21 protein-coding genes are annotated in these 24,225 nt (G+C 67.8%); 15 read left to right on the top strand and 6 right to left on the bottom strand.

The annotated features are described in order from the left end of the window. The first annotated feature begins 6 nt into the window (after positions 1-6). The gene (gene hemW / locus OM977_RS10380) at positions 7-1,245 is read left to right on the top strand and encodes a radical SAM family heme chaperone HemW (protein WP_264353904.1); all 1,239 of its coding nucleotides are present in this window, start codon (positions 7-9) and stop codon (positions 1,243-1,245) included. Between the two features lie 48 nt (positions 1,246-1,293). Here the strand turns inward: hemW and OM977_RS10375 are convergent, their stop codons facing one another. Next, a complete protein-coding gene (locus tag OM977_RS10375; protein ID WP_264353903.1) occupies positions 1,294-1,713 on the bottom strand; it encodes a DUF4870 domain-containing protein in 420 nt (139 codons plus the stop codon). 117 nt (positions 1,714-1,830) lie between these two features. Then, positions 1,831-2,679, bottom strand: a complete 849-nt coding sequence (locus OM977_RS10370; RefSeq protein ID WP_264353902.1) for a DUF3097 domain-containing protein — start codon at positions 2,677-2,679, stop codon at positions 1,831-1,833. Between the two features lie 257 nt (positions 2,680-2,936). Here OM977_RS10370 and hrcA point away from each other — a divergent pair, with 257 nt between their 5' ends. The 3 genes from hrcA to OM977_RS10355 all read left to right on the top strand — a co-directional run bounded on the left by hrcA (position 2,937) and on the right by OM977_RS10355 (position 5,956). Beyond that, positions 2,937-3,950, top strand: coding sequence for a heat-inducible transcriptional repressor HrcA (gene hrcA, locus OM977_RS10365; protein ID WP_264353901.1), 1,014 nt, complete (start codon positions 2,937-2,939; stop codon positions 3,948-3,950). 96 nt (positions 3,951-4,046) lie between these two features. Next, positions 4,047-5,174: a molecular chaperone DnaJ gene (gene dnaJ / locus OM977_RS10360; RefSeq protein ID WP_264353900.1), complete on the top strand. Its 1,128-nt coding sequence runs from the start codon at positions 4,047-4,049 to the stop codon at positions 5,172-5,174. 2 nt (positions 5,175-5,176) lie between these two features. Further along, the gene (locus tag OM977_RS10355) at positions 5,177-5,956 is read left to right on the top strand and encodes a 16S rRNA (uracil(1498)-N(3))-methyltransferase (protein WP_264353899.1); all 780 of its coding nucleotides are present in this window, start codon (positions 5,177-5,179) and stop codon (positions 5,954-5,956) included. Between the two features lie 442 nt (positions 5,957-6,398). Here the strand turns inward: OM977_RS10355 and OM977_RS10350 are convergent, their stop codons facing one another. Beyond that, positions 6,399-7,298: a GerMN domain-containing protein gene (locus OM977_RS10350; RefSeq protein WP_264353898.1), complete on the bottom strand. Its 900-nt coding sequence runs from the start codon at positions 7,296-7,298 to the stop codon at positions 6,399-6,401. A 436-nt stretch (positions 7,299-7,734) separates the two neighbouring features. On the opposite strand from OM977_RS10350, the gene OM977_RS10345 reads away from it, so the two are divergent. The 5 genes from OM977_RS10345 (at position 7,735) to OM977_RS10325 (ending at position 13,253) form a co-directional block, all read left to right on the top strand. Then, entirely contained in the window at positions 7,735-8,823 is a 1,089-nt protein-coding gene (locus OM977_RS10345) for a PhoH family protein (protein ID WP_264353897.1), read from the top strand. Continuing rightward, on the top strand, positions 8,820-9,293 hold the full coding sequence (gene ybeY, locus OM977_RS10340; protein WP_264353896.1) for an rRNA maturation RNase YbeY: 474 nt from the start codon (positions 8,820-8,822) through the stop codon (positions 9,291-9,293). Before OM977_RS10345 ends, ybeY begins: the two co-directional genes overlap by 4 nt. Continuing rightward, positions 9,290-10,621: a hemolysin family protein gene (locus tag OM977_RS10335; RefSeq protein WP_264353895.1), complete on the top strand. Its 1,332-nt coding sequence runs from the start codon at positions 9,290-9,292 to the stop codon at positions 10,619-10,621. The genes ybeY and OM977_RS10335 overlap by 4 nt, the downstream gene beginning before the upstream one ends. Further along, positions 10,605-11,564: a GTPase Era gene (gene era, locus OM977_RS10330; RefSeq protein WP_264353894.1), complete on the top strand. Its 960-nt coding sequence runs from the start codon at positions 10,605-10,607 to the stop codon at positions 11,562-11,564. The genes OM977_RS10335 and era overlap by 17 nt, the downstream gene beginning before the upstream one ends. 123 nt (positions 11,565-11,687) lie before the next feature. Beyond that, complete coding sequence (locus OM977_RS10325; RefSeq protein ID WP_264353893.1) at positions 11,688-13,253, top strand: LCP family protein; 1,566 nt, start codon at positions 11,688-11,690, stop codon at positions 13,251-13,253. A gap of 69 nt (positions 13,254-13,322) precedes the next feature. Here OM977_RS10325 and OM977_RS10320 read toward each other — a convergent pair whose 3' ends face one another. Continuing rightward, a complete protein-coding gene (locus OM977_RS10320; protein ID WP_264353892.1) occupies positions 13,323-15,275 on the bottom strand; it encodes a M13 family metallopeptidase in 1,953 nt (650 codons plus the stop codon). Positions 15,276-15,527: 252 nt separating this feature from the next. On the opposite strand from OM977_RS10320, the gene leuA reads away from it, so the two are divergent. From leuA to OM977_RS10305, 3 genes are all read left to right on the top strand, one after another. Continuing rightward, the gene (gene leuA, locus OM977_RS10315) at positions 15,528-17,267 is read left to right on the top strand and encodes a 2-isopropylmalate synthase (RefSeq protein ID WP_264353891.1); all 1,740 of its coding nucleotides are present in this window, start codon (positions 15,528-15,530) and stop codon (positions 17,265-17,267) included. A gap of 120 nt (positions 17,268-17,387) precedes the next feature. Then, complete coding sequence (gene recO / locus OM977_RS10310) at positions 17,388-18,143, top strand: DNA repair protein RecO (protein WP_264353890.1); 756 nt, start codon at positions 17,388-17,390, stop codon at positions 18,141-18,143. Between the two features lie 50 nt (positions 18,144-18,193). Then, positions 18,194-19,021, top strand: a complete 828-nt coding sequence (locus tag OM977_RS10305) for an isoprenyl transferase (RefSeq protein ID WP_264353889.1) — start codon at positions 18,194-18,196, stop codon at positions 19,019-19,021. 40 nt (positions 19,022-19,061) lie between these two features. Here OM977_RS10305 and OM977_RS10300 read toward each other — a convergent pair whose 3' ends face one another. Then, positions 19,062-20,144, bottom strand: coding sequence for an alpha/beta hydrolase (locus OM977_RS10300; RefSeq protein ID WP_264353888.1), 1,083 nt, complete (start codon positions 20,142-20,144; stop codon positions 19,062-19,064). A gap of 128 nt (positions 20,145-20,272) precedes the next feature. Between OM977_RS10300 and OM977_RS10295 the strand changes: the two genes are divergently transcribed. Then, on the top strand, positions 20,273-21,346 hold the full coding sequence (locus tag OM977_RS10295) for a quinone-dependent dihydroorotate dehydrogenase (RefSeq protein WP_264353887.1): 1,074 nt from the start codon (positions 20,273-20,275) through the stop codon (positions 21,344-21,346). Positions 21,347-21,424: 78 nt separating this feature from the next. Here OM977_RS10295 and OM977_RS10290 read toward each other — a convergent pair whose 3' ends face one another. After that, on the bottom strand, positions 21,425-22,024 hold the full coding sequence (locus OM977_RS10290; protein WP_264353886.1) for a DUF3043 domain-containing protein: 600 nt from the start codon (positions 22,022-22,024) through the stop codon (positions 21,425-21,427). A gap of 94 nt (positions 22,025-22,118) precedes the next feature. Here OM977_RS10290 and OM977_RS10285 point away from each other — a divergent pair, with 94 nt between their 5' ends. Continuing rightward, complete coding sequence (locus OM977_RS10285; protein ID WP_264353885.1) at positions 22,119-23,549, top strand: dipeptidase; 1,431 nt, start codon at positions 22,119-22,121, stop codon at positions 23,547-23,549. Positions 23,550-23,721: 172 nt separating this feature from the next. After that, entirely contained in the window at positions 23,722-24,111 is a 390-nt protein-coding gene (locus OM977_RS10280; protein ID WP_264353884.1) for a HesB/IscA family protein, read from the top strand. Positions 24,112-24,225: the final 114 nt, after the last annotated feature.

Raw genomic sequence — 24,225 nt, 5'->3', positions numbered from 1 at the left:
GCTCCGGTGCCTAGCGCTCTGCCGCTGGGAGACCCGGCGCCGCCGGACGGACTGCTGCCCGCCCAGGCGCTCGAGGGCGCCGCCGGGCGGGCCTTCGGGCTCTACGTCCACATCCCGTTCTGCGCCGTCCGCTGCGGCTACTGCGACTTCAACACGTACACCGCCACGGAGCTCGGCGGCGGGGCATCACAGGACGCCTACGCCAGCACCGCCATCGCGGAAATCGACTTCGCCGTACGGGCACTGGCCGGCAGCGGCCTGCCCCCGCGCTCCCTCGGAACGGTCTTCTTCGGCGGCGGGACGCCCACGCTGCTCCCCGCCGAGGACCTGGCGCGCATCCTGACCGCCGCGATCTCCGCGTGGGGCCTGGCGCCCGGCGCGGAGGTCACCACCGAAGCGAACCCTGACTCCGTCACGCCCGAATCCCTGCAGCTGCTCGCCGACGCCGGGTTCACGCGCGTCTCGTTCGGCATGCAGTCGGCGGTCCCGCACGTGCTGAAGGTCCTGGACCGGACCCATACCCCCAGCCGGGTGCCGCAGGTGGTCCGGTGGGCCCGGGACGCAGGCCTGGCGGTCAGCCTCGACCTTATCTACGGGACCCCGGGGGAGTCGCTGGAGGACTGGCGCTACTCGCTGGAGACAGCCCTGTCCTACGGCCCGGACCACATCAGCGCCTACGCACTGATCGTCGAGGAAGGCACCAAGCTTGCGGCCCAGATCCGCCGCGGCGAAGTGCCCGGGATCGACGACGACGACCACGCCGCCAAGTATGAACTCGCCGACCAGCTCATTTCGGCTGCCGGCCTCGGCTGGTATGAAGTCAGTAACTGGGCCCGCACCGCCGAACAGGCTTGCCGCCACAACCTCGCGTACTGGCGGGGTGACGACTGGTGGGGGATCGGACCGGGGGCGCACTCCCACGTGGGCGGCGTCCGCTGGTGGAACGTCAAGCACCCGACCGCCTACGCGAACCGGCTGGGTTCGGGGCTCTCGCCGGCCGCCGGGCGGGAAACGCTGGACTCGGAAACCCGCAACGTGGAGCGGGTCATGCTCGAAGCGCGATTGAACACCGGGCTGGAGATCAACAGCCTCGGCGGGCTGGGGGACACCGGCCGGCACACGGTGGCCGGTCTGATTGCCGACGGCCTGGTGGAACCGGCAGCGGCGTTCCAGGGCCGGCTGGTGCTTACGCTACAGGGCCGGCTCCTCGCCGACGCCGTGGTCCGCCGGATTCTGCCGGACTGACCCCCGCTGCCCCCCGGGCTGATGCACTGCGCGCTGACTCCCTGCGCGCTATTTAATCCAGCGCAGGTTGAAGTCGTAGCGGTGCGGCTGGCCGCGGTTGACGTGGATGCCGGCGGCGACGGAGAAGCAGGTGACCGCAATCCAGATCACCGTGGCCAGGACCGCGAAGATGTTTCCCACCACGGGGACGAAGACCAGCAGGTTCGCGACCACGGCCGCGATCGTCGGCGGCAGAGTGAAGTTGAGGGCTTCCTTGGACTCCTGTGCCGTAAACGGGCCACGGTCCTTGAAGATCAGGTAGATCAGCAGCGAAGGCACGCAGCCGAGGATGCCGCCGAAGTGCGCGAGCGTGGCCCATTGCCGGTCCTCGCTGGCCGTCAGGGGCAGCGCGTTGGCCGGAACGCCATGGTACGGGGGCTGGCCATGGCCGGCCTGGTTGCCCGTGTGTTCGCGTGCGTCATCTGCCACGGTTTCTCGTCCTTTGGATTGCTGAGGTGCGTTGTTACTTGGAGTGCGGGAGCAACGCCAAGTGCGCGGCCGCCAATCCCAGAATACTTGCTCGGACGCCGAATCAAGGATCGGGCCTCACGGAACCGTCAGGAAATCGATGACCTCTTCCACGCGGCCCAGCAGGGAGGCTTCCAGATCGGCGTAGCTGCGGACGGCGCCGAGGAGCTTCTGCCAGCCCAGGCCGATATCCTCCTTGGTGCTGTGCGGCCAGCCGAAGGCCATCAGGATGCCCGTTTTCCAGTCCGTGCCGCGGGGGATTACCGGCCACTTCTCGATGCCCAGGACCGCCGGGCGGATGGCTTGCCAGACGTCCACGTACGGGTGGCCGACGATCAGGACGTTCCCGGCGGCGCCGGGCGTCGCCATCACGGCGTCGGCGATCCGGGATTCCTTGGAATCCGGCACCAGGTGGTCCACGAGCACGCCGAGACGGCGTCCGGGGCCGGGACGGAACGCCGCGACGGCGGCGGAGAGGTCATCGATGCCGTGCAGCGGCTCGACGACGATACCTTCCACCCTCAGATCGTCGCCCCAGACCTTTTCCACCAGCTCGGCGTCGTGCTTTCCCTCCACCCAGATGCGGCTGGCCTTGGCCACCTGGGCACGCTGGCCCTCGACCCGGACCGATCCGGACGCGGTGCGGCCTCCGGCCGGGGCCTGAGCGGGCCTTGGGGCCGGTGGCATCAACCGGACGGGCTGGCCCTCCAGCAGGAACCCAAAGCCGAGCCGGAAGGACCGCGATTTGCCCCGGCGGTCCTCCAGGGCCACCACATGCATCCCGCCTGACTTCTCGACCCGGGTCACAGCGCCAACCCAACCGGACTGCACATCTTCAAGCACCATGCCGCGTTCCACCGGCACTTCGGGCAGCTGGGCCTTGGCGGGGGCGGACAGGTCCTGAGGTCCCCAGTTCTGGTATGACATCTGTTACACTGCCTTCTTTCTACACTGCCTGGCGCTTGGAGGGACACGGCGGGCTGTGCCCGAAAACACCCGCCCCGGGAACAACGCCTGGAGCGAATCCAATGCTAACAACGCGGCGACTCATATTAGACTGGTTAGCACTTAGGCATGTCGAGTGCTAACCCTGCCTGTTCTAAGCCTGCCCAGTGCGGACCGCCCAGCCGGGCGGGGCCGGAGAGGGCGGCACCGTATGCGGGACAGCCGATTGGAGGTGGAGCGTGAGCGAACCACGCAAACTGGAAGTGCTGCGCGCCATCGTGGAGGACTACGTCCATTCCCGTGAACCCGTTGGCTCCAAAGCCCTCGTGGAACGGCACCACCTCGGCGTGTCCAGTGCCACCATCCGCAATGACATGGCAGCGCTGGAAGACGAAGGCCTCATCATGGCGCCGCACACGAGCGCCGGACGGATTCCCACGGACAAGGGCTACCGGCTCTTCGTGGACCAGATTTCCGCCGTCAAACCCCTCTCCCCGGCGGAACGCCGGGCCATCCAGGCCCTCCTGGAAGGTTCCGATGACCTCGACGACGTCCTGGAACGGACCGTGCGGCTGCTGTCGCAGCTGACCAACCAGGTCGCCGTCGTGCAGTATCCGCATCTGAGCCGGGCCAAGGTCCGGCACATCGAATTCGTCCTGCTGGCACCCCGTAAGGTGCTGGTGGTCCTGATTGCGGACACCGGCAAGGTGGAACAGCGGGTGATCGACGTCGGCCAGGACCTACCGGACGAGGCCGTCGCGGAGCTCCGCACGCGGTTCCTGGGCAGCCTGTCCGGGACGTCGCTGAACCTGCTGCCGCAGTCCCTGCAGTCCGTGATCGCCAGCTGCCCGCCGGCGCGGCGCACCGCGGCTCAGGCACTGGCCCGGGGACTTGAAGCCGTGGCCACGAGCAGCCGCGAAGAGCGGATGGTCATGGCCGGAACGGCAAACCTGGCCCGCTCCAATGTGGACTTCCCGCTGAGCATCGGCCCGGTGCTGGAGGCCCTCGAGGAGCAAGTGGTGATGCTCCGGCTGCTTAGCGACATGGCGGCGGATCCCCGCGGCGTGACCGTCAGCATCGGCCGGGAGAACCCCTATGACGGGCTCGCCGAGGCGTCGGTGGTGGCCACCGGCTACGGCCCGGACGCCACCGCCAAAGTCGGCGTGCTCGGTCCGACCCGGATGGACTATCCGACCACCATGGCCGCCGTCCGTGCGGTGGCCCGCTACCTTTCCAGGATCCTCGGGCCCTGACCGTCCACGCAGCGGACAACGCGCCGCTGTTGACCAGACTTCTTGCCCCAACAGGCAGTGCCCCACCGGCAGTACAAAAAGGAAGAGATACACACTTTGAGCAGCCACTACGACGTTCTTGGAGTCTCCCGCGAAGCAACCGGGGAAGAGATTAAGAAGGCTTACCGCAAGCTTGCGCGGACCCTGCACCCGGACGTGAACCCCGGCGATGACGCATCAGAGCGCTTCAAAGCCGTCACGCACGCCTACGAGGTGCTCTCTGACCCGCAGAAACGCCGGGTCTACGACACCACCGGCAACGAGAACGGCACCGACAACGGCTTCGGCGGCGGCAGCTACGCAGGCCAGGGCTTCGCCTTCCAGGACATCTTCGACACCTTCTTCGGCGCGGGCGGCCAGGCCGGTCCGGCCTCCCGGGTGCGGCGCGGGCAGGACGCGCTGATCAGCGTCCGGATCGAGCTCCGCGACGCGGTGTTCGGCGTGAACAAGAAGCTCGAAGTGGACACCGCCGTCACCTGCCCCACCTGCGCTGGCTCCTGCTGCCGGCCGGGCACCCACCCGGAGCGCTGCGACATCTGCGGCGGCAGCGGCCAGGTCCAGCGCGCCGTCCGGTCCATCCTCGGCCAGGTCATGACGGCTGCGCCCTGCGGCAGCTGCGAAGGCTTCGGCACCGTCATCAAGGATCCCTGCAACGAGTGCGCCGGCCAGGGCCGGATCCGCAGCCGCCGGACGCTCACCGTGAAGGTCCCGGCAGGCGTGGCCACCGGCACCCGCATCCAGCTCTCCGGCCAGGGCGAGGCAGGTCCCGCCGGCGGTCCCGCCGGCGACCTCTACGTGGAGATCCGGGTCAACACCGACGCCACCTACGTGCGCGACGGCGATGACCTGCACGCGAGCCTGAACATTCCGATGACGGCCGCCGCGCTCGGCACCGAACTGACCCTCGACACGTTCGACGGTCAGCAGGAAATCGATGTCAAGGCCGGCACCCAGTCCGGCGAGGTCATCACCCTGCGCGGACTCGGCGTCACGCACCTGCGCGGTTACGGCCGCGGGGACCTCAAGGTCCACCTGCAGGTCGAGACCCCGGCCAAGCTCGACCCCGCCCAGGAGGACCTGCTCCGGCAGCTCGCGAAGCTGCGCGGCGAGCAGTTCACCGAAGGAAAACTCGCTGCGAGCGGCGGCGTCTTCGCCAAGCTCCGGGACCGGCTCGGTAACCTGTAGCGGTGAGCAACCCGGTCTTCTTCACCGCCCCGGGAACCCTGGACCAGCAGGTCCCCGGTTCCAGCTTTGTCCTGGACGGCCCTGAGGCGCGCCACGCGGTTACGGTGAAGCGCCTCGCCGTGGGCGAGACGGTGGATATCGCAGACGGCGCCGGCAAGCGGCTCACCGGTTCCGTGACCGCCGTCGCGCCCGGCGAACTGACGGTGGAGTGTGCGCAGCTGACCGCGGAACCGCGGCCGGACATCCGGCTGGTGCTGGTTCAGGCACTCGCGAAGGGCGACCGGGACGAACTCGCGGCCGAGACCGCCACCGAGCTGGGGGTCGACGCCGTCGTCCCGTGGCAGGCGGAACGCTCGATCGTCCGCTGGAAGGCCGAACGGGCCGCGAAGGCCCATGCCAAGTGGGCATCAGTGGTTGCGGCGGCCGCCAAGCAGGCACGCCGCGCCTGGATCCCGGAGGTCCGACCGGCCGTCGACGGCGCCGGCCTGCAGGCGGCCGTCGCCGCGGCAGATCTGGCAGTCATCCTGCACGAGGACGCCGTGCGTCCGCTGCGGCAGGTGCTGGAGTCCTGGCGCGCGACCGTGGAGGCCGACGCCGACGCGGAGGGCGCCCGGGAGGTGCTGCTGATCGTGGGCCCGGAAGGCGGCATCAGCCCCCGTGAAGTGACAAGACTGTGCGACGCCGGCGCCGTCACCGCGCTGCTCGGGCATCACGTGCTGCGTTCCTCCACCGCCGGCCCCGCGGCAACCGTGCTGGCAAGCGACATCCTGGGCCGCTGGTAGCGGCCTCAGCAGCGATCCATTGCTCCCCACCGGCCCCCTCGCCTCGCAAGCTCGGCCAGGGAACCCTGCCGGCGTGGGCCCAAACCACCGGCCCCCTTGCCTCGCAAGCTCGGCCAGGGAACCCTGCCGGCGTGGGCCCAAACCACCTGCCCCCTTGCCTCGCAAGCTCGGCCAGGGAACCCTGCCGGCGTGGGCCCAAACCACCTGCCCCCTTGCCTCGCAAGCTCGGCCAGGGAACCCTGCCGGCGTGGGCCCAAACCACCTGCCCCCTTGCCTCGCAAGCCCGGCCAGGGAACCCTGCCGGCGTGGGCCCAACCCACCGGCCCCCTCGCCTCGCAAGCTCGGCCAGGGAACCGTGCAGGCGTGGGCCCAAACCGCCGTTTTGGGCGCCCAGAAGGGCCGTCACGGAGCAGTCGATGCCACCTGCGGCAGGGGCGTGCCGCTACTTGACCGTGAAGCCGCGGGTGTCGACGTTGAGGTCCTGGGACGGGTCGCCGTCCTGAAGCTGGGACACCCGCACTTCGTAGTTCCCCGGACCCAGGTCCACCGGGAGGTTGAACAGCCCGGACTGTGCTGCATCGGTTGAGGCGTTCGCGATCCCGTTCAGGTAGCTCGTCTTGACGGTTCCGTCGATCCGGAGGATCTCCCAGTGGAGCCTTCCGCCCGGGACGGTGCTCCTGCCGCTGATCTTGACCGTGCCGTCCTCCAGCGAGGAGGCTTCCTGGGGGTCGATGATCCAGACGGGCGCGACCATGCCGGAGCTGCGGGAGGTCGGGTTTCCGAGGCGGACGTGGTTGAAGGCGACGTAGTCCGTATGACCGTCAACGAGGACCACCACCTGGATCTGCTGCCCGGCATCGATCAGTCCGGCGCTGGCACCTGCCGCCGTCGCGGTGTAGACGAGCTGCTGGACCGCGCGTTCGGCCATCGCCGCGTCCACGTTGCTGTTGAAGGCATCGTCTGAAAGATCCACGGTGATGACGTTCTTGCCCGAGATGGACGTGGCGAGCTTCCTGGGATTCTGCCAGGGGGTGAAGAAATCCGGATCGAGCGGCTTCTCGGACATCATGACCCGAAGCGCACGGGTGACGGGGTTGTCCTGCTCCGGAACGTCCCGGAACTCACGGTAGAGGAACATGCTGTCATTGCTCCGGCCGATCCAGTACACGGGAGCCTTGTTGGAGGCCTGGGTGGTTTCCAGCGGCGCGCTGGTGGTCGGCGCTCCGGGCGAGGCCGGACCGGACTGGAGCTGGGAGGGGATGTTCGAGGTGGTGACGCCGGGCTGTGGAGTGGCCACGCAGCCGGACAGGACAAGCGCCGCGGGCAGCACCAGCAGCAGCACGCCCGGACGTATCCGGGAACCGCCTGCTGGCTTCGAACTGATTCCACGCTGCCTGATGGCTGCTTCCTTTCCGCTTCCTAACCCGAACGACCAGCCCCCGCCATGGTCAGTCGCCGTGCCGGGATCACTCCCGCCGGACGGCCGATTCCCAGCATGGCATACCGTCCGCGCGCCGCACGGGGGTTTGGGTCCGGGCGGCGGAACTGCAACGGGAACGATATGAGGCCGATACGAAGTTGATACCTAAGGCCGGGTGTGGCGGCCCCAGTGTGGACCCGAGGCCCGGCGGTGCCAGCGGCGTGCGCCGCCCGCCGCTGGCGTAAGATGGAAGGACCCGCTGAGACCCGGGACCAGAAGGCGAGTACCGCCGTCGGGCCGGATCACGGGCACAGACCATTTCCGACTGGAGGGGACCAGAGGCCCGCGGGCCAACACCATGACTGAAGCAGCGAACGGTAAAGCCCGGATCAGCGCCGGAGGGCGCGCCGCAGGCGAATTTCCACACTCCCTCCCCGGGTTGCGGACGGAGGTGGTCCTGTTCGACAACTCCGACCAGATGGTCCAGTCCCTCGGCAGTCATGACGAAGCCCTGCGCTACATTGAGACCCAGTTCCCGGCCGTGGACTTCCATGTCCGCGGCAACGAGCTCTCGATCAGCGGTCCGGCCGCCGACGTCCCTAGGATCATGAGGCTGCTGAACGAAGTCCGCGGCCTGGTCTCCCGGGGTACGGTCATCACCCCCGCCGTGCTGCAGCAGCTCGTGTCCCTGCTCCGCAGCCAGTCGCTGCAGAACCCGGTGGACGTGCTCACGCACAACATCCTCTCCAGCCGCGGAAAGACCATCCGGCCGAAGACGCTGAACCAGAAGAACTACGTGGACGCCATTGACGCCAACACCGTGATCTTCGGGATCGGGCCTGCCGGAACCGGCAAGACCTACCTGGCCATGGCCAAGGCCGTCCAGGCGCTGCAGCAGAAGGAAGTCACCCGCATCATCCTGACGCGTCCGGCCGTCGAGGCGGGGGAGCGGCTCGGCTTCCTGCCCGGCACCCTCAGCGACAAGATCGACCCTTACCTGCGCCCGCTCTACGATGCGCTGCACGACATGATGGACCCCGAATCAATTCCGCGCCTGATGGCCGCCGGCACCATCGAAGTCGCGCCCCTGGCCTACATGCGCGGCCGCACCCTCAACGACGCCTTCATCATTCTGGACGAGGCGCAAAACACCACGCCCGAACAAATGAAGATGTTCCTCACCCGGCTCGGCTTTGGCTCCAAGATGGTAGTCACCGGTGACATCACCCAGGTGGACCTGCCGTTTGGGACCCGCTCGGGGCTGCGGATCGTGGAAGAGATCCTGCAGGGCATCGAGGACGTCAACTTCACGGTCCTGGACGCGTCCGACGTCGTCCGCCACCGCCTGGTGGGCGACATCGTCAATGCCTACAGCATCTGGGACGAGATCCAGAGGAACCGGGTCAAGCAATCAGTCGCCCGGGAAAAGCGGGGAGAGCGCGCATGAGCATTGAGGTCAACAACGAATCCGGCGTGGCCGTCGACGAATCCCAGCTGGTCTCGCTCTCGCGGTTCATCTTCGAGCGCCTCTTCATCCACCCGCAGGCGGAGCTGTCCATCCTGCTGGTGGACGAGCCCGCCATGGAGAAGCTGCACATCGAACTGATGGACGAGCCCGGCTCCACCGACGTGCTGTCCGTCCCGATGGACGAACTGACGCCGGGCACACCGGACAAACCGACGCCCCAGGGCATGCTTGGCGACATCGCCATCTGCCCGCAGGTAGCCCAGGTCCAGGCGAAGAACGCCGGCCATTCGACCCAGGACGAGATGCTGCTCCTCACCACACACGGCATCCTGCACCTGCTCGGCTTCGACCATGCCGAACCGGAAGAGAAGGAAGAAATGTTCGGGCTCCAGCGCGAGCTGCTGTCCGCCTTCACCGGCAAGGACGCCCCGGCAGAGACGATTCAGTGACCCCACTGATCCTCGCCGGCATGGCGTTGGTGTTCCTCAGCTTTGCCGCCCTCCTGACTGCGGCCGAGTCCGCGTTCAACTACCTGCCCCGGCACGACGCCGAACAGGCGGTCCTGCAGAGCAACGGCACGGCGCTCAAACGCATCCTCGCCCAGCCCGTGGCCCACATGCGCGCCCTGAGGTTCTGGCGGACCTGGTTCGAGATGGCCTCTGCCGTCGCCGTGACCGTGCTGCTGTCCAGCCTCCTGGAAAACGTCTGGCTCGCAGGGCTGGCGGCTACCGGCATCATGGCGCTGCTTGGCTTCGTGATCGTCGGCGTCTCGCCCCGCCAGCTCGGCCGCGTCCACTCCGCCAGCCTGGTCCGGTTCGCGGCGCCGCTCATCCGTTTCCTGTACGCGGTGCTAGGCCCCATTCCGGGATGGCTCGTCACGGTGGGCAGCGCGGTGGCGCCCGGGGCGCCGGCGGACAACGAAGCCTTCTTCAGCGAAGAGGAATTCCGTGAACTCGTGGACCGCGCCACGGAATCGGACGTGATCGAGGACAACGAGGCGGAGCTGATCCAGTCGGTTTTCGACTTCGGCGACACCCTCGTCCGGTCCGTCATGGTGCCGCGGACCGACATCGTCTTCATCGACTCCGGATCCAGCCTGTACCTGGCCATGTCGCTGTTCCTGCGCTCCGGCTATTCCCGGATCCCGGTCATCGGCGAGAACACGGACCAGATTCTCGGCATCGTGTACCTCAAGGATGTGGCCGCGGTCCTGCACAACCTGGGCGCCGATGAGGAACCGCCTTTCGTCGACGACCTGGCCCGGGAAGTCCGCTACGTGCCGGATTCCAAGCCGGTCAGCGAACTGCTGCGCGAACTCCAGAAGGAATCGACGCACGTCGCGATCGTCATCGACGAGTACGGCGGAACCGCCGGGCTGGTCACCCTTGAAGACCTGATCGAGGAAATCGTCGGGGAAATCGTCGACGAGTACGACACCGAAAGCGCGGAGGCGGTGGCGCTCGGAGACGGCACCTACCGGGTGAGCGCCCGGATGAGCATCGACGACCTCGGCGAACTCTTCGACCTCGAGCTCGACGACGACGAGGTGGACACCGTGGGTGGCCTGCTCGCCAAGGCCCTGGGGCGGGTGCCGATCGTCGGCAGCACCGTCGAGGTCCACGGCCTGGCCCTCCGCGCGGACCGGCTGGAGGGACGGCGGAACCGGGTAAGCCACATCATTGCCTCCGCCGTTCCAAAGGAAGAAACTGACTTTCAAGACCTCCTCGACGAGGCCGCACCAATCCAACAGGGAGTACCACGTGAGCAAGCAGAATAAGTCCGACGGCGAAGCAGCCTACGGCGGCTATCGCGCCGGTTTCTCGGTGCTGGTCGGCCGCCCCAACGCCGGGAAGTCCACCCTCACCAATGCCCTCGTCGGCAAGAAGGTCGCCATTACCTCGGCGAAGCCGCAGACGACGCGGCACACCATCCGCGGCATCGTCCACAGGGACGATGCCCAGCTGATCCTCGTGGACACGCCCGGCCTGCACCGCCCGCGCACGCTGCTCGGCAAGCGCCTCAACGAACTCGTCGCCGACACCCTCGCCGAGGTCGACGCGATCGGCTTCTGCCTGCCGGCCAACGAGAAGATCGGCCCCGGAGACAAGTTCATCGCGGCGCAACTGGCCGCCGTCGGCAACAAGCCGATCATCGCGATCGTGACCAAGGCAGACACGGTGGACCGCCAGGCCCTCACCGAGCAGCTCCTGGCCGTGGCGGCCCTGGGCCGGGAGGTTCTCGGCGAGGACGGCTGGAAGGACATCGTTCCGGTGTCCGCGACAGACGGCTTCCAGGTCGAAACCGTGGCGGACGTGCTCATCAGCCACATGCCGCCGTCGCCCCCGCTGTACCCGGACGGGCACCTGACGGACGAACCCGAGGCGGTCATGGTGGCCGAACTCATCCGCGAAGCCGCGCTGGAGGGCGTGCGCGACGAACTGCCGCACTCCCTGGCCGTGGTCGTTGACGAAATCGTTCCCCGCGAAGGGCGTCCCGAGGACAGCCCGTTCCTCGACGTCCGGGTCAACGTGTATGTCGAGCGGCCCTCGCAGAAGGCCATCATCATCGGCAAGGGCGGCGCCCGGCTGCGTGAAGTCGGCACCACCGCGCGCAAGGGAATCGAGGCGTTGCTGGGCACCCGCATCTACCTCGACCTGCACGTCAAGGTCGCCAAGGACTGGCAGCGGGATCCCAAGCAGCTGGTGAAACTCGGCTTCTGAGCCCGGCTCCCGGGTGGGGCCTCCGGGTGGTCCGCCGCTCCCAGCGCAGCGGCCATCGGGGAATTCCCAGATACGGACACTAAAATAGGCGGACTCCCCGTTCGTGAAGGAAGGCTCAAACCTGTGGCTCGACCCCGCCCAGACCGTGCAGACGGCACCACACCGCCGGTTCGGTCAGCCGCCGCTGCCCGGCATTCGGACGATTCCGCTGTCGGCCCGGCGCGCCACCTGGGCGTTCCACCGCGGTTGCCGGCCTGGCTGAAAATCGGCACCGCCGTGGTTTCGGTCCTGCTGGTCGGTGTCCTGGCCTTCGGCGCCTACTGGGTGGTCCGGCTGCAGGGCAATATCAGCAAGGCCTCGCTGGGTGCCGGCAGCTCGACCGAGGGCGCCGTGAACGAATCCAACGGCAGGATGCAGATCCTGATTCTCGGCTCGGACACCCGCGACGGCAAGAACTCGCAGTACGGCACATCGGACGACTCGACCGGGTACGGGCATTCGGACGTCATGATGCTGATGGACATCTCGGCTGACAACAAGCGCGTCAATGTCGTCAGTTTCCCCCGTGACCTGCTGGTCGACATCCCCAAATGCCGGGACCAGAAGACCAAGACCGACTATCCGGCGCAGCAGGATGTCATGATCAACGCGGCGATGTCCGAAGCCGGCATCGGCTGCGCCGTGGACACGGTCAACAAGCTCACCGGCCTCAAGGTCGACCACTTCATGATGGCCGACTTCAACGCGGTCAAGGAACTGTCCAACGCCGTGGGCGGCGTGGAAGTGTGCATCAGCGACGCGGTCTTCGACCCCGATTCGCAGCTCCGGCTTCCGAAGGGCACGTCCACGGTGCAGGGCGAGCAGGCGCTGGCGTTCCTCCGGACACGGCACGCCTTCGCCGACGGCGGCGACCTCGGGCGGATCAAGGCCCAGCAGGGCTTCCTGTCCGCGCTGACCCGCAAGATGAAGGACGACGGCACCCTCGGCAACCCGGCGAAGATGCTCACGATCGCCGACGTCGTCACGAGGAACCTCACCGTCGACGACGGCCTGGCCTCCATCCCGACGCTTCTGACCGTGGGCAACCGCCTGAAGGACATCGACGTCGGAAAGGTTGCGTTTGTGGCGGTGCCTACAGTTCCGGCGGAGATCGACATTAACCGCCTCCAGATGGCCGAGCCCGCCGCCTCCCAGCTCTTTGCCGCAATGCGCAAGGACGTTGACCTCACCGACCCGACGGCAACCCCGACCGGGTCGGCCGACCCGAGCGCCAGCGCAGCACCGACGGCCAGCGGGACGGCCACGGCCTACGACAAAACCCTGCAACCCGTCACCGTGGCCAACGGCTCCGGCGTGCAGGCCCGGTCCGCCGAGATCATGCAATCCCTCCTGGCCGGCGGGTTCACCCAAACGGCCCAGCTCACGGCCGCCCCGGTCGCCACCACCGCCGTCTACTACGGCGCGGGCTACGCTGACGTGGCCGCGGAAGTTGCCGCGCTGCTGGGAGTTCCCGCCACCCAGGTGCTGCCGGCCGCGAACGTCACCGGCGTCCAGGTCTACCTGGGCACCGACCGTGCCGGCGGCACCACCACCGGAAGCACCCCGGCGGCGCTGCCGCCGGACATCGTCAACCAGACGGCCGGAGACACCGTCTGCCAGCAGGCCAACCCGGCACTGGTCACGCGCTGACCAGGCGCTGATCGGCCTGATCGAGCCCGCCGCCGGCCCGCCGACCTGATCGGGGCCGGCGGCGGGTTCCTACCAGATACTGACCCGCTCCGCCGGCGGCATCCACATGCCGTCCTGCCCGGTCACGCCGAAGCCGTCGTGGAATGCATCGAGGTTCTTGGCGATCTGGTTGGTGCGGAACTCGTTCGGGGAGTGCGGGTCCGTGGCGAGGCGGCGGACCGCTTCCTCGGTCCGCATGACCTGGCGCCAGCCCGCAGCCCAGGATGCGAAGAACCGCTGGACGCCGGTGAAACCGTCCAGCACGGCCGGTTCCTCGCCGGCGAGGCTGATCAGGTACGCCTTGTACGCGATGGTCAGGCCGCCCAGGTCGCCGATGTTCTCGCCCAGGGTGAGCTTCCCGTTGACATGGTGTCCGGGGGCGGCGCTGGGGGAGAGCGCGTCGAACTGGGCCACGAGCCTCGTGGTCAGTGCCTCGAACGCGGTGCGGTCGTCCTCGGTCCACCAGTTCCGCAGCAGTCCGCTGCCGTCGTACTGGGAGCCCTGGTCGTCGAAGCCGTGGCCGATCTCATGGCCGATCACCGCCCCGATCCCGCCGTAGTTGACGGCGTCGTCTGCGTCGGCGGTGAAGAACGGTGGCTGCAGGATGGCCGCCGGGAACACAATCTCGTTGAGCAGCGGGTGGTAGTAGGCGTTGACGGTCTGCGGCGTCATCAGCCATTTCTCGCGATCCACGGGCTGGCCCACCTCGTCCAGGTGCCGGTCGACGTCGGCGCTGTGGGCGCGCTCCACGTTGCCCAGCAGGTCGGACGGGTCGATCTCCACCGCGGAATAGTCGATCCACTTGTCTGGGTAGCCGATCTTGGCCCGGAAGGAGTCGAGCTTCTTGAGCGCCTCCTTTTTGGTTTCCTCGCCCATCCAGCCCAGCCCGGTGATGGACTCCCGGTACGCTTCGATCAGGTTTGAGACCAGCGACTGCATGCGGGCCTTGTGGGATTCCGGGAAGTGCCGGGCCACGTAGATCTGGCCGACGGCCTCACCGAGCGCGGCCTCGACGACGGCAACGCCGCGCTTCCAGCGGTCCTTGTTGCGGGGCGTGCCGCTGAGCGTGGTGCCGTAAAAGGCGAAGTTGGCGTTCACGAACGCGGCCGACAGGTACGGAGCGGCCGCGCTGACCACCCGCATGGCGAGCCATTCCTGCCAGCTGGCCAGCGGGACCGTGTCCAGCAGGGACGCCGCTCCGGTGAAGAAGTCCGGGGTGCTCACGACGACTTCGGCGCGCTTGTCTGGAGCAATCCCGGCGGCGTCGAACCAGTGGTCCAGCAGCGGGAAGAGCTGCGCCGCCTCCTCGGCGGACTTCAGGTTGTAGGTCTTCTGCGGGTTGCGCAGGGTGACGTTGTCCCAGTGGTGCGACGCCAGCGCGGTTTCCAGTTCCACCACCCGGCCCGCGGCGGCCTCCGGATCGGGGACGCCGGCAAGGCCGAACATGCTCTGCACGTGCCCGCGGTAGGCCTCGACCACCGGGGCGAACTTCTCCTCGCGGTAGTAGGACTCATCCGGCAGGCCAAGCCCGCCCTGGCCGGTGTACAGCAGGATCCGGTCCGGGTTTCCGGCGTCAGGGGCGGGATAGATATAGAAAAGGCCCCCCACGTCGGCGCGGAACAGCCGCCCGGCCAGCGCCATGAGGTCCGCAACGGACGCCGTCGCAAAGACTTCGGCCAGCCGTGCCCGTATCGGTTCGTCACCCTTGGCCTCCACCACGGCCTCGTCCAGGAAGCTGCTGTAGAGCTCGCCGATTTTCCGTTCGATACCGGTGGCTTCCCCGCCGCGCGCGGCGGCGTCCTCGATGATCTCCTTGACGGCGAGTTCGGCACCGTCACGCAACGCCGTGAAGGTCCCCTCCAGGGGACGGTCGTCCGGGATCTCGGTGCTCTTGAGCCAGGCCCCGTTGACGTGCTGGTACAAGTCGTCCTGCGGGCGGGTGCTGGCGTCGATGGTGGACAGGTCGATTCCCGAAACTGGCACGGATGCTCCTCGAAAGAGGCAGCCCGGCGCGGCGCTGGCACCGGCACGGGGTCTGCATGGTGGACGGTAGGAAGTCTGGCTCCTTCATCTTACGCACGCGTGTTACTGTGAAATGGTGCGCGCAGAACTGCTCCTTCTTAGCTGCCGCGGCGAGGCTTCAGACGCGATCTAGCGCAAGGCCTACCCTCGCTGCGGAGTTTGTGTTGCCCGGCCTCCCTTTCATCAGGATTCACAGAAAAGGCCCCGATAGTAATGCGAAACGCACAGAAGCCCTCAGGAATGCCGGTCCACCGTTACGTCCCGTTCCAGGACATGATCACGGTGGAGGTGCCGGACCGCACCTGGCCTGACAAGGTCATCACCAAAGCCCCGCGCTGGTGCGCCGTTGACCTCCGTGACGGCAACCAGGCGCTGATCGATCCGATGAGCCCGGCCCGCAAGATGAAGATGTTCGACCTGCTGGTCCGGATGGGCTACAAGGAGATCGAGGTTGGATTCCCGTCCGCCTCGCAGACCGACTTCGACTTCGTCCGGCAGCTGATCGAGGGCAACCACATCCCCGACGACGTCACCATCCAGGTGCTGACCCAGGCCCGCGAGCACCTGATCGAACGGACCTACGAGTCGCTGGTCGGCGCCAAGCAGGCGATCGTGCACCTGTACAACTCGACGTCGGTCCTGCAGCGCCGGGTCGTCTTCAACCAGGACGAGGACGGCATCCTGGACATCGCATTGCAGGGTGCAAGGCTGTGCAAGAAGTACGAGGAAACCCTCGTTGACACCCACATCACTTACGAGTACTCGCCGGAGTCCTTCACGGGGACCGAACTCGAATACGCCGTCCGGGTCTGCAACGCCATCGCCGACGTGTTTGAGGCTTCGGCCGACAGCCAGGTCATCATCAACCTGCCGGCCACGGTCGAAATGGCCACCCCCAACGTGTACGCCGACTCCATTGAATGGATGAGCCGGCACCTGCACCCGCGGGAGGGCATCATCCTGTCCCTACACCCGCACAATGACCGTGGCACCGGAGTGGCGGCCGCCGAACTGGGCTACCTGGCCGGCGCAGACCGGATCGAAGGCTGCCTTTTCGGCAACGGCGAGCGGACCGGCAACGTGGACCTGGTGACCCTGGGACTGAACATGTTCGTGCAGGGCATCGACCCGATGATCGACTTCTCCGACATCGATGAAATCCGCCGCACAGTGGAGTACTGCAACCAGCTGCCGGTGGCCGAGCGCTCACCGTACGGCGGGGACCTCGTCTTCACCGCGTTCTCCGGCTCGCACCAGGACGCCATCAAGAAGGGCCTCGAAGCGCTCGAGAAGGAGGCCGCCGCCGCCGGCAAGGAGGTCGCCGACTTCACCTGGCAGGTCCCGTACCTGCCGGTCGACCCGAAGGACCTGGGCCGCAGCTATGAGGCCGTCATCCGGGTCAACTCGCAGTCCGGCAAGGGCGGCGTCGCCTACCTGCTCAAGAACGAACACAACCTGGACCTGCCCCGCCGTGCCCAGATCGAGTTCTCCGGGGTCATCCAGAAGCAGACCGACACGGCCGGCGGCGAAGTCAGCGGCGCCCAGCTGTGGCAGGTCTTCCAGGACGAGTACCTGCCCTCCACCGCCGCCGACACCCAGTGGGGTCGCTATGCGCTCGGCGCCATCAGCACCGAAACCGACGAGGACGGGGCAATGACCCTGACCGCTTCGCTCAAGGTCGACGGCACCCAGGTCCGCCGGACCGGCACAGGCAACGGCCCGATCGCCGCGCTGCTGAGCATCCTGCGCGCGGACGGCGTCGACGTGCGGGTGCTGGATTACAGCGAGCACGCCCTGTCCGAAGGTGGCAGCGCCCTCGCCGCGGCCTACGTCGAATGTGCCGTCGGGGAGCGGGTGCTGTGGGGCGTCGGGATCGACGCGAACACCAGCACGGCTTCGCTCAAGGCAGTTGTCTCGGCCGTGAACCGGGCCATCCGGGACGCCCGCGCCTAAGCTTTCCACACTGCGCCGCCGGAGCACCCCGGCGGCGCAGTGCTGTCCGCATGCCGCCCCTGGCCAAAGACAGTCATTGGCAAAGTCGGCGGTTACCGAGAGACAGTGCGAAGATTAACCGTGCCCCAACCGTCTTCCTTTGCAGCCCGCGCCTACCGCGATGACGCCGTCGTGCTGCGTACCCACAAACTGGGCGAGGCGGACCGCATCATCACCCTGCTGACCAAGCACCACGGCCAAGTCCGGGCCGTGGCCAAGGGGGTCCGCCGCACCAGCAGCCGCTTCGGTGCGCGGCTTGAGCCGTTTATGGTGGCGGACCTGCAACTGGTGTCGGGGCGCACCCTCGACGTCGTGACCCAGGCGGTCGCCAAAGGTGCCTATGGAAGCAATATCGCCGCGGACTACGGGCGCTACACGGTGGCCGCCGCGATGACGGAGACGGCGGAAAAGCTAACCGACGTCGACGGCGAAGCCGGGACCGCCCAGTACAACCTGCTGGTCGGTGCCCTGGCCTCCTTGAGCCGCGGCGACCACACCCCAGAACTGATCCTCGATTCGTACCTGCTCCGCGCCCTCTCCACCGGCGGCTGGGCGCCCAGCTTCACCGCGTGCGCGCGTTGCGGCGTTCCGGGACCGCATAACGCGTTTTCCGCACCGCTCGGCGGCATGGTCTGCGCCGACTGCCGGCCGCCCGGTTCCCCGGCGCCCGCCGCGGAGACCGTCCTGCTGCTCGGTGCCCTGTTGACCGGGGACTGGACAACGGCGGACGCCTCGGTGTCCGTGCACCGCCGGGAGGCTGCCGGCCTGGTGGCGAGCTACCTGCAATGGCATCTGGAACGTGTCCTGAAATCCCTCAAACATGTGGAGCGAACTTAACTGTGGCTTTGGGAAGAAACCTTGGCAGGAACCCGGAGAAGAAGCCGGGAATGACGAAGAACCGGGCGCGGCAACGGAGCGAGCCCGTCGTGAGCCCGTATCCGCACCCCTCGGGTGCGATGCCTCCCGCGATTCCGGCGGAATTCATTCCGCGGCACGTCGCGATCGTGATGGACGGCAACGGCCGCTGGGCAAACCAGCGGGGGCTCCCGCGGATCGAGGGCCACAAGGCGGGGGAGCCCGCCCTGCTGGACGTGGTGGCCGGGGCGATCGAGCTGGGGATCCAGCACGTCAGCGTGTACGCCTTCTCCACCGAAAACTGGCGCCGTTCCCCGGAGGAAGTCCGGTTCCTGATGGGCTTCAACAAGGATGTCCTGCGGCGGCAGCGGAACCAGCTGGATGATTGGGGTGTACGGATCCGCTGGTCCGGCCGGCGCCCCAAGCTCTGGGGCTCGGTCATCCGGGAACTGGAAGAGGCCGAGGACTATACCCGCGGCAACAGCACCTGCACGTTGAATATGTGCGTTAACTACGGCGGCCGCGCCGAGATTGCCGACGCCGTGTCCGCCATCGCCGAGGAGGTGGCCGCCGGACGACTCCGCCCCGGAGCCATCACCGAGAAGACCATCCAGAAGTACCTTGATGAGCCCGACCTGCCGGACGTGGACCTGTTCCTTCGCAGCTCCGGTGAGCAGCGGCTGTCCAACTTCATGCTCTGGCAGTCGGCGTACGCGGAATTCGTCTTCCTGGACACGCTCTGGCCTGATGTGGACCGGCGCACGCTGTGGGACGCAGTCGAAATCTACGCCCAGCGGGACCGCCGTTACGGCGGTGCCGTTGACGCCGCTGTCCCCGTCTCGGGGGGTCCGGGCATCTAGGACGGCCGGCCGGCGCAGCCGGACCGGACCTCCACCGTGGTCATCGCGGACCGCCGCCATCCAGGGCATAGGCCCGGATCCAACGGGCCAGCCGGGTGTAGGCGTCCTTGCGGACCCGAGGGGCGGACAGGAACACATCGTGCAGCGCCCCGTCGATCCGCTCCAGGGTCACGGTACGACCCAGGCTCAGGGACCGGAGGGCGATCATGTTCACATCCAGCACGGCATCGGTGCTCCGCATCGATTCCTTCCAGACCATCCCGTTGGCGCTGGCCCCCGAGATCAGGACGAGGACGGGGACGTCCAGGTTCAGGCCACGCGCCACTCGGGCCTGGCCGTCGAGCACTGCGCTGAGCCAGCCCGCGCGGACGGGAAAGGCCCGCGGGGGCCGGAACTCGTCGTTGAGCGTCCATTCACCCTCGGCCGAGCTGCTGATGCTGCGCCAGTAGAACCCCCGCTCGGGCAGCCGGATCACCGACTCAGGCCGCAGCCGCGCCAGGGGGCCCAAAAGGGTGCGGGCCGCCCGCCGGACGGCTGGGCTGCCATGCATTTCCAGCCATGGGCTGTTCAGGATCAGCTGCGACGCAACGCCGGGGTGCCGGCTGGCCCAGAGCGCGGCAACCAGGCCTCCGGTGGAGTGACCCATCAGCGTCACCGCTGGCAGGGGTGTGCCCTCCTGGCGGAGCGAACCAATGATGCCGATCGCCGCGGTGATCTCGGCGTCGTAGTCTGCCAGATCGGCGACATAGCCGCCATGCGTGTCCGGCCGCAGGCTCCGGCCGTGGTTGTGCAGGTCAAGCGCGAAGAAGTGGAAGCCGCTGCGGGTCCAGAATTCCGCGAGTTCCGTATTGAAGAAGTAGTCGCTCCAGCCGTGCAGGAACAACACCGCCCGGAAGGGCGGAGGAGCCGCATGGAGGGCCTCATCAGCCGGAGGGGCGTCCCCCGGACGGAGTTCGGGGCCGGACCCTGCGGCACCGCGGGGAACGTGCCGGACCAGGGTGGCGGTGCGGGCAACACCTTCCGGATCCCTCGCCTGGAAGGCGCAGGCTTCGAAGTCGGCTCCGAGGATGTCGGCGTGCCATTCCGTCGTTCCCCGGGCCGGAACGGCGCTGTCGCTGGTCATGGCATCATGCTAACGCGCGGAACCGCTGCCGCCGCGTGCCCGGCTACCGGCCGGGCCGGCCGGCGTCATACCGGGAAGCACGGCGGGCCGGGTTTGGTCTGGGCCGCAGGAACCGGAAAACTAGAGCCATGCGCGTATATCCGACTTTCTTCCGGCTGGCCTTCTCATGGATGGACGCCGAACGCGCCCACAAAATCGGGTTTCGGGCCATTCGGCTGGTCCACAGCTGCGGCGCCGGACGGGTGCTGCAGAAGTTCACCGCGCCGGCGGCATCGCTCCAGACGCACGCGTTCGGCCTGACCTTTCCCTCCCCGTTCGGGCTGGCAGCCGGCTTCGACAAGGAAGGCCACGGCATCGAGGCCCTCACCGAGCTCGGCTTCGGCCATGTGGAGGTCGGCACCATCACGGGCCAGGCGCAGCCGGGCAACCCGGCTCCGAGGCTCTTCCGCCTCGTCGAGGACAGGGCCGTCGTCAACCGGATGGGATTCAACAACGACGGCGCCGCCACGGTCGCACCCCGCCTGAAGTCGGCCCGGGCCGCCCTGCAGCGCAGGCACCCGGGGGTCCGGCCGGTGATCGGCGTCAATATCGGTAAGAGCAAGGTCGTGGAACTGGACGAGGCGGTGGAAGACTACCTCGTTAGTGCGCGCAGCCTGGCCCCGGCCGCCGACTACCTTGTGGTCAACGTCAGTTCGCCGAACACTCCCGGGCTCCGCCTGCTGCAGGACGTGCAGACGCTGCGTCCCTTGCTGACCGCCGTGGGCGAGGAAGCGGACAAAGCGGCCGGCCGCCACGTGCCGCTGCTCGTGAAGATCGCGCCGGACCTCAGCAACGAGGACATCGACGACGTCGCGCGACTGGCGCTGGACCTGAAACTGGACGGCATCATCGCCACCAACACGACCATCGGCCGGGGCGGGCTGGCGTCGGGCCCGGAAAAGGTTGAGGCGTGCGGAGCCGGCGGACTCTCCGGAGCACCCCTCAAGCAGCGTTCACTCGAAGTGCTGGCCCGGCTCAAGGCGGCCACCGGCGGTGAGCTGACCCTGGTCTCCGTCGGCGGCGTCGAAACGGCGCAGGACGTCCAGCAGCGGCTCGACGCCGGGGCCACGCTGGTGCAGGGCTACACGGCCTTCCTGTATGAAGGTCCCTTCTGGGCCGCCCAGATCAACCGGCTGCTCGCGAAACACCCGTCCCGGCGCTAGCCGCGCGGTGTGTCCCCGGAAGTTTAGGCATGAAAAAGCCCCGGCAGGAGATCTGCCGGGGCTTTTTCGAACGAAAAATCAGGCCGGGTAGTCGCCGCGCTTGACCTGCGGCTTGGGCAGGCGCAGGCGGCGGAACTGCAGCGAGCGCATGGAGCCGTACCAGACCGTGCCGCGTTCGACGTCGCCGAACTTCTCGGTGAGGCGCTTCTTGAGCTTCCGGGAAAGGATGAAGACGTCCACGAAGACCGCCAGGAACATGACCCAGAAACCGCCCAGGACGTAAATCATCTGTTCACTGGAGGCGGGCACCAGGAGAGAGACGACAACGAAGATCAGCGCACCGAACATGAGGAACTCGCCGAGGCTGAAGCGGGCGTCCACGTAATCCCGCGCGAAGCGCTTCTGCGGGCCCTTGTCGCGGAACGGCAGGAACCGCTCGTCCCCGGTATCCATGGCCTGCCGCATCTTGAGCCGCTGGTCCTGGATCGCCACGCGTTCGGCCGCCTTGGAAGCCTTGCGGTCCTCCGGCACGAGCGGCCGCTTGCGTGCGGCCACCTGCGCGCTGCGCTTGGGGGTGGGCGCTCCCTTACCCATGGCGGCGTCGCGGGCTGAAGCCGCGGCCGCCTGCTGGTCAACTATTTCCTGCGCCGAGGGCGCTTCCTTTTTTCGTCCAAACACCCATCTAGAATACCCCGCGGCGGCAGGCCCGGGCCCCGTCAGGACGGCCTTGGCGCTGTTTGTGGTGATCCGGGACACGGGTAGTGTTTCCGCCATGACTTCATTCCCTGCGGCGAACCCGCAAACCGCTCCCGGACAGGTCGGGAACATCGACGCCTACGCCCTCCGCCGGGCCGTTGCCGAATCGTTCGATGCCACGATCACCCAGTTGAAGGACCTCGTTGCGATCCCGGGGATCGCGTGGCCCAGCTTCGACCCTGCCCCGCTGAACGCCAGCGCCGAAGCCGTCGCCGGACTCGTTCGGGCCAGCGGGTTCGACGACGTCCGGATCCTGCGCTGCGACAAGGCCGACGGCACCCCCGGCGGCCCTGCCGTCGTCGCCCGACGCCCGGCCGCCGAAGGCAAGCCCACCGTCCTGCTGTACGCGCATCACGATGTGCAGCCGACCGGGGATCTGGCACTGTGGGAAACCGAGCCGTTCACCGCCGTCGAACGCGAAGGCCGGCTGTACGGCCGCGGCGCCGCCGACGACAAGGCAGGCATACTGGCGCATATCGCGGCATACTCCGCCGTGGCCCGGGTGCTGGGCGACGATCTGGGCCTGGGCGTGACCTTCTTCTTCGAGGGGGAGGAGGAAGCCGGCTCCCCGACGTTCAGGTCCTTCCTCGAAAGCCACCGGGAACTGCTGCGCGCCGATGTGATCGTCGTGGCGGACTCTAGCAACTGGAAAGTCGGCGTCCCGGCCCTCACCACCAGCCTGCGGGGACTGGTGGACGGCACCATCGAGGTAAAGGTCCTGGACCACGCCGTGCACTCCGGTATGTTTGGCGGCCCCGTGCTGGACGCCCCGACCCTCCTTGCCCGCCTGATCGCGACGCTCCACGACGCCGACGGCAGCGTCGCAATCGCCGGCCTGGTCAGCCGCGACAACGCTACGGTGGACCTGACGGAGGCGGAATACCGTGCCGATGCCTCGGTGCTCGACGGCGTGCGGCTCGCGGGCACGGGAAGCATCGCCTCGCGGATGTGGACCAAGCCCGCCCTGTCCATCATCGGGTTCGACGCCCCAGCGGTGGACGTCGCCTCGAACACACTGCTGCCCCGGGCCCGCGCCAAGTTCAGCCTGCGGCTCGCCCCCGGCCAGGACCCGGCGGAGGCCATGGACGCGGTCCGGAAGCACATCGAGGCCAACGCACCCTTTGGCGCCCACGTCGTGTTCACCCCGGGGGAGAGCGGCAGCTCCTTCCTGACGGACACCTCCTCAAAGGCCGCGAGGCTCGCCTTGTGGGCCCTCGGCGAGGCGTGGGGCGTCCCGGCGGTGGAAATGGGGATCGGCGGTTCCATTCCGTTCATCGCCGACCTGACCGAACTGTACCCGGACGTCCAGATCCTCGTCACCGGCGTGGAGGACCCCGATTCGCGCGCCCACAGCGCCAACGAATCGCTCCATCTGGAGGACTTCCGGAATGCTATTACCGCCGAAGCCTTCCTGCTGGCCCGCCTTAATGCAGAGGGACTGGCCTGACCGGCCGCGCTCCATCCGCCGTCCGGGGAACATCCAGCCGGTTCGCACGGTTACGTCAGAAGTTAGAGCTACACCGCTGATCGACGTAGCATGTAGCTATAGCCCATACCGTTTAAGTAGGGGCGGGCACCGCGCCAGCGGAGCCGCCACCACCGTCGTAAGAAGGTAGGCCATGAGCACTACAACCAATGAAAACAGCGCCGACACCACCGCTATTGCTGGCGAGGAGCTGGCCACGCACGAGGTCAAGCTGACCGACGTTGCCGCCGGCAAGGTCCGCAGCCTGCTCGAGCAGGAGGGCCGCACCGACCTGCGGCTCCGCGTTGCGGTGCAGCCGGGCGGTTGCTCCGGCCTGATCTACCAGCTCTACTTCGACGAGCGGCTGCTCGACGGAGATGCCGTCCGCGACTACGACGGCGTTGAAGTCGTCGTCGACAAGATGAGTGTCCCCTACCTCAGCGGGGCCAGCATCGACTTCGAGGACACCATCGCCAAGCAGGGGTTCACCATCGACAATCCCAACGCCGGCGGCTCCTGCGCCTGCGGTGATTCCTTCCACTAAGGCCGGGCAGTTTGCCCGGCCTTAGTGCCGCCCCAAACGGAGGCGGGCCGGGCCGGTAAAAACGGACCCGACCCACGGTGCGGAGATGTGGGCGAAAACTCCTGGGGAGCGGTA

This window comes from Pseudarthrobacter sp. MM222 (assembly GCF_947090775.1).
Classification (GTDB): Bacteria; Actinomycetota; Actinomycetes; order Actinomycetales; family Micrococcaceae; genus Arthrobacter.
Note: the sequence above shows the minus strand (reverse complement) of the source record. Positions and strands in the feature narration are given on the sequence as shown.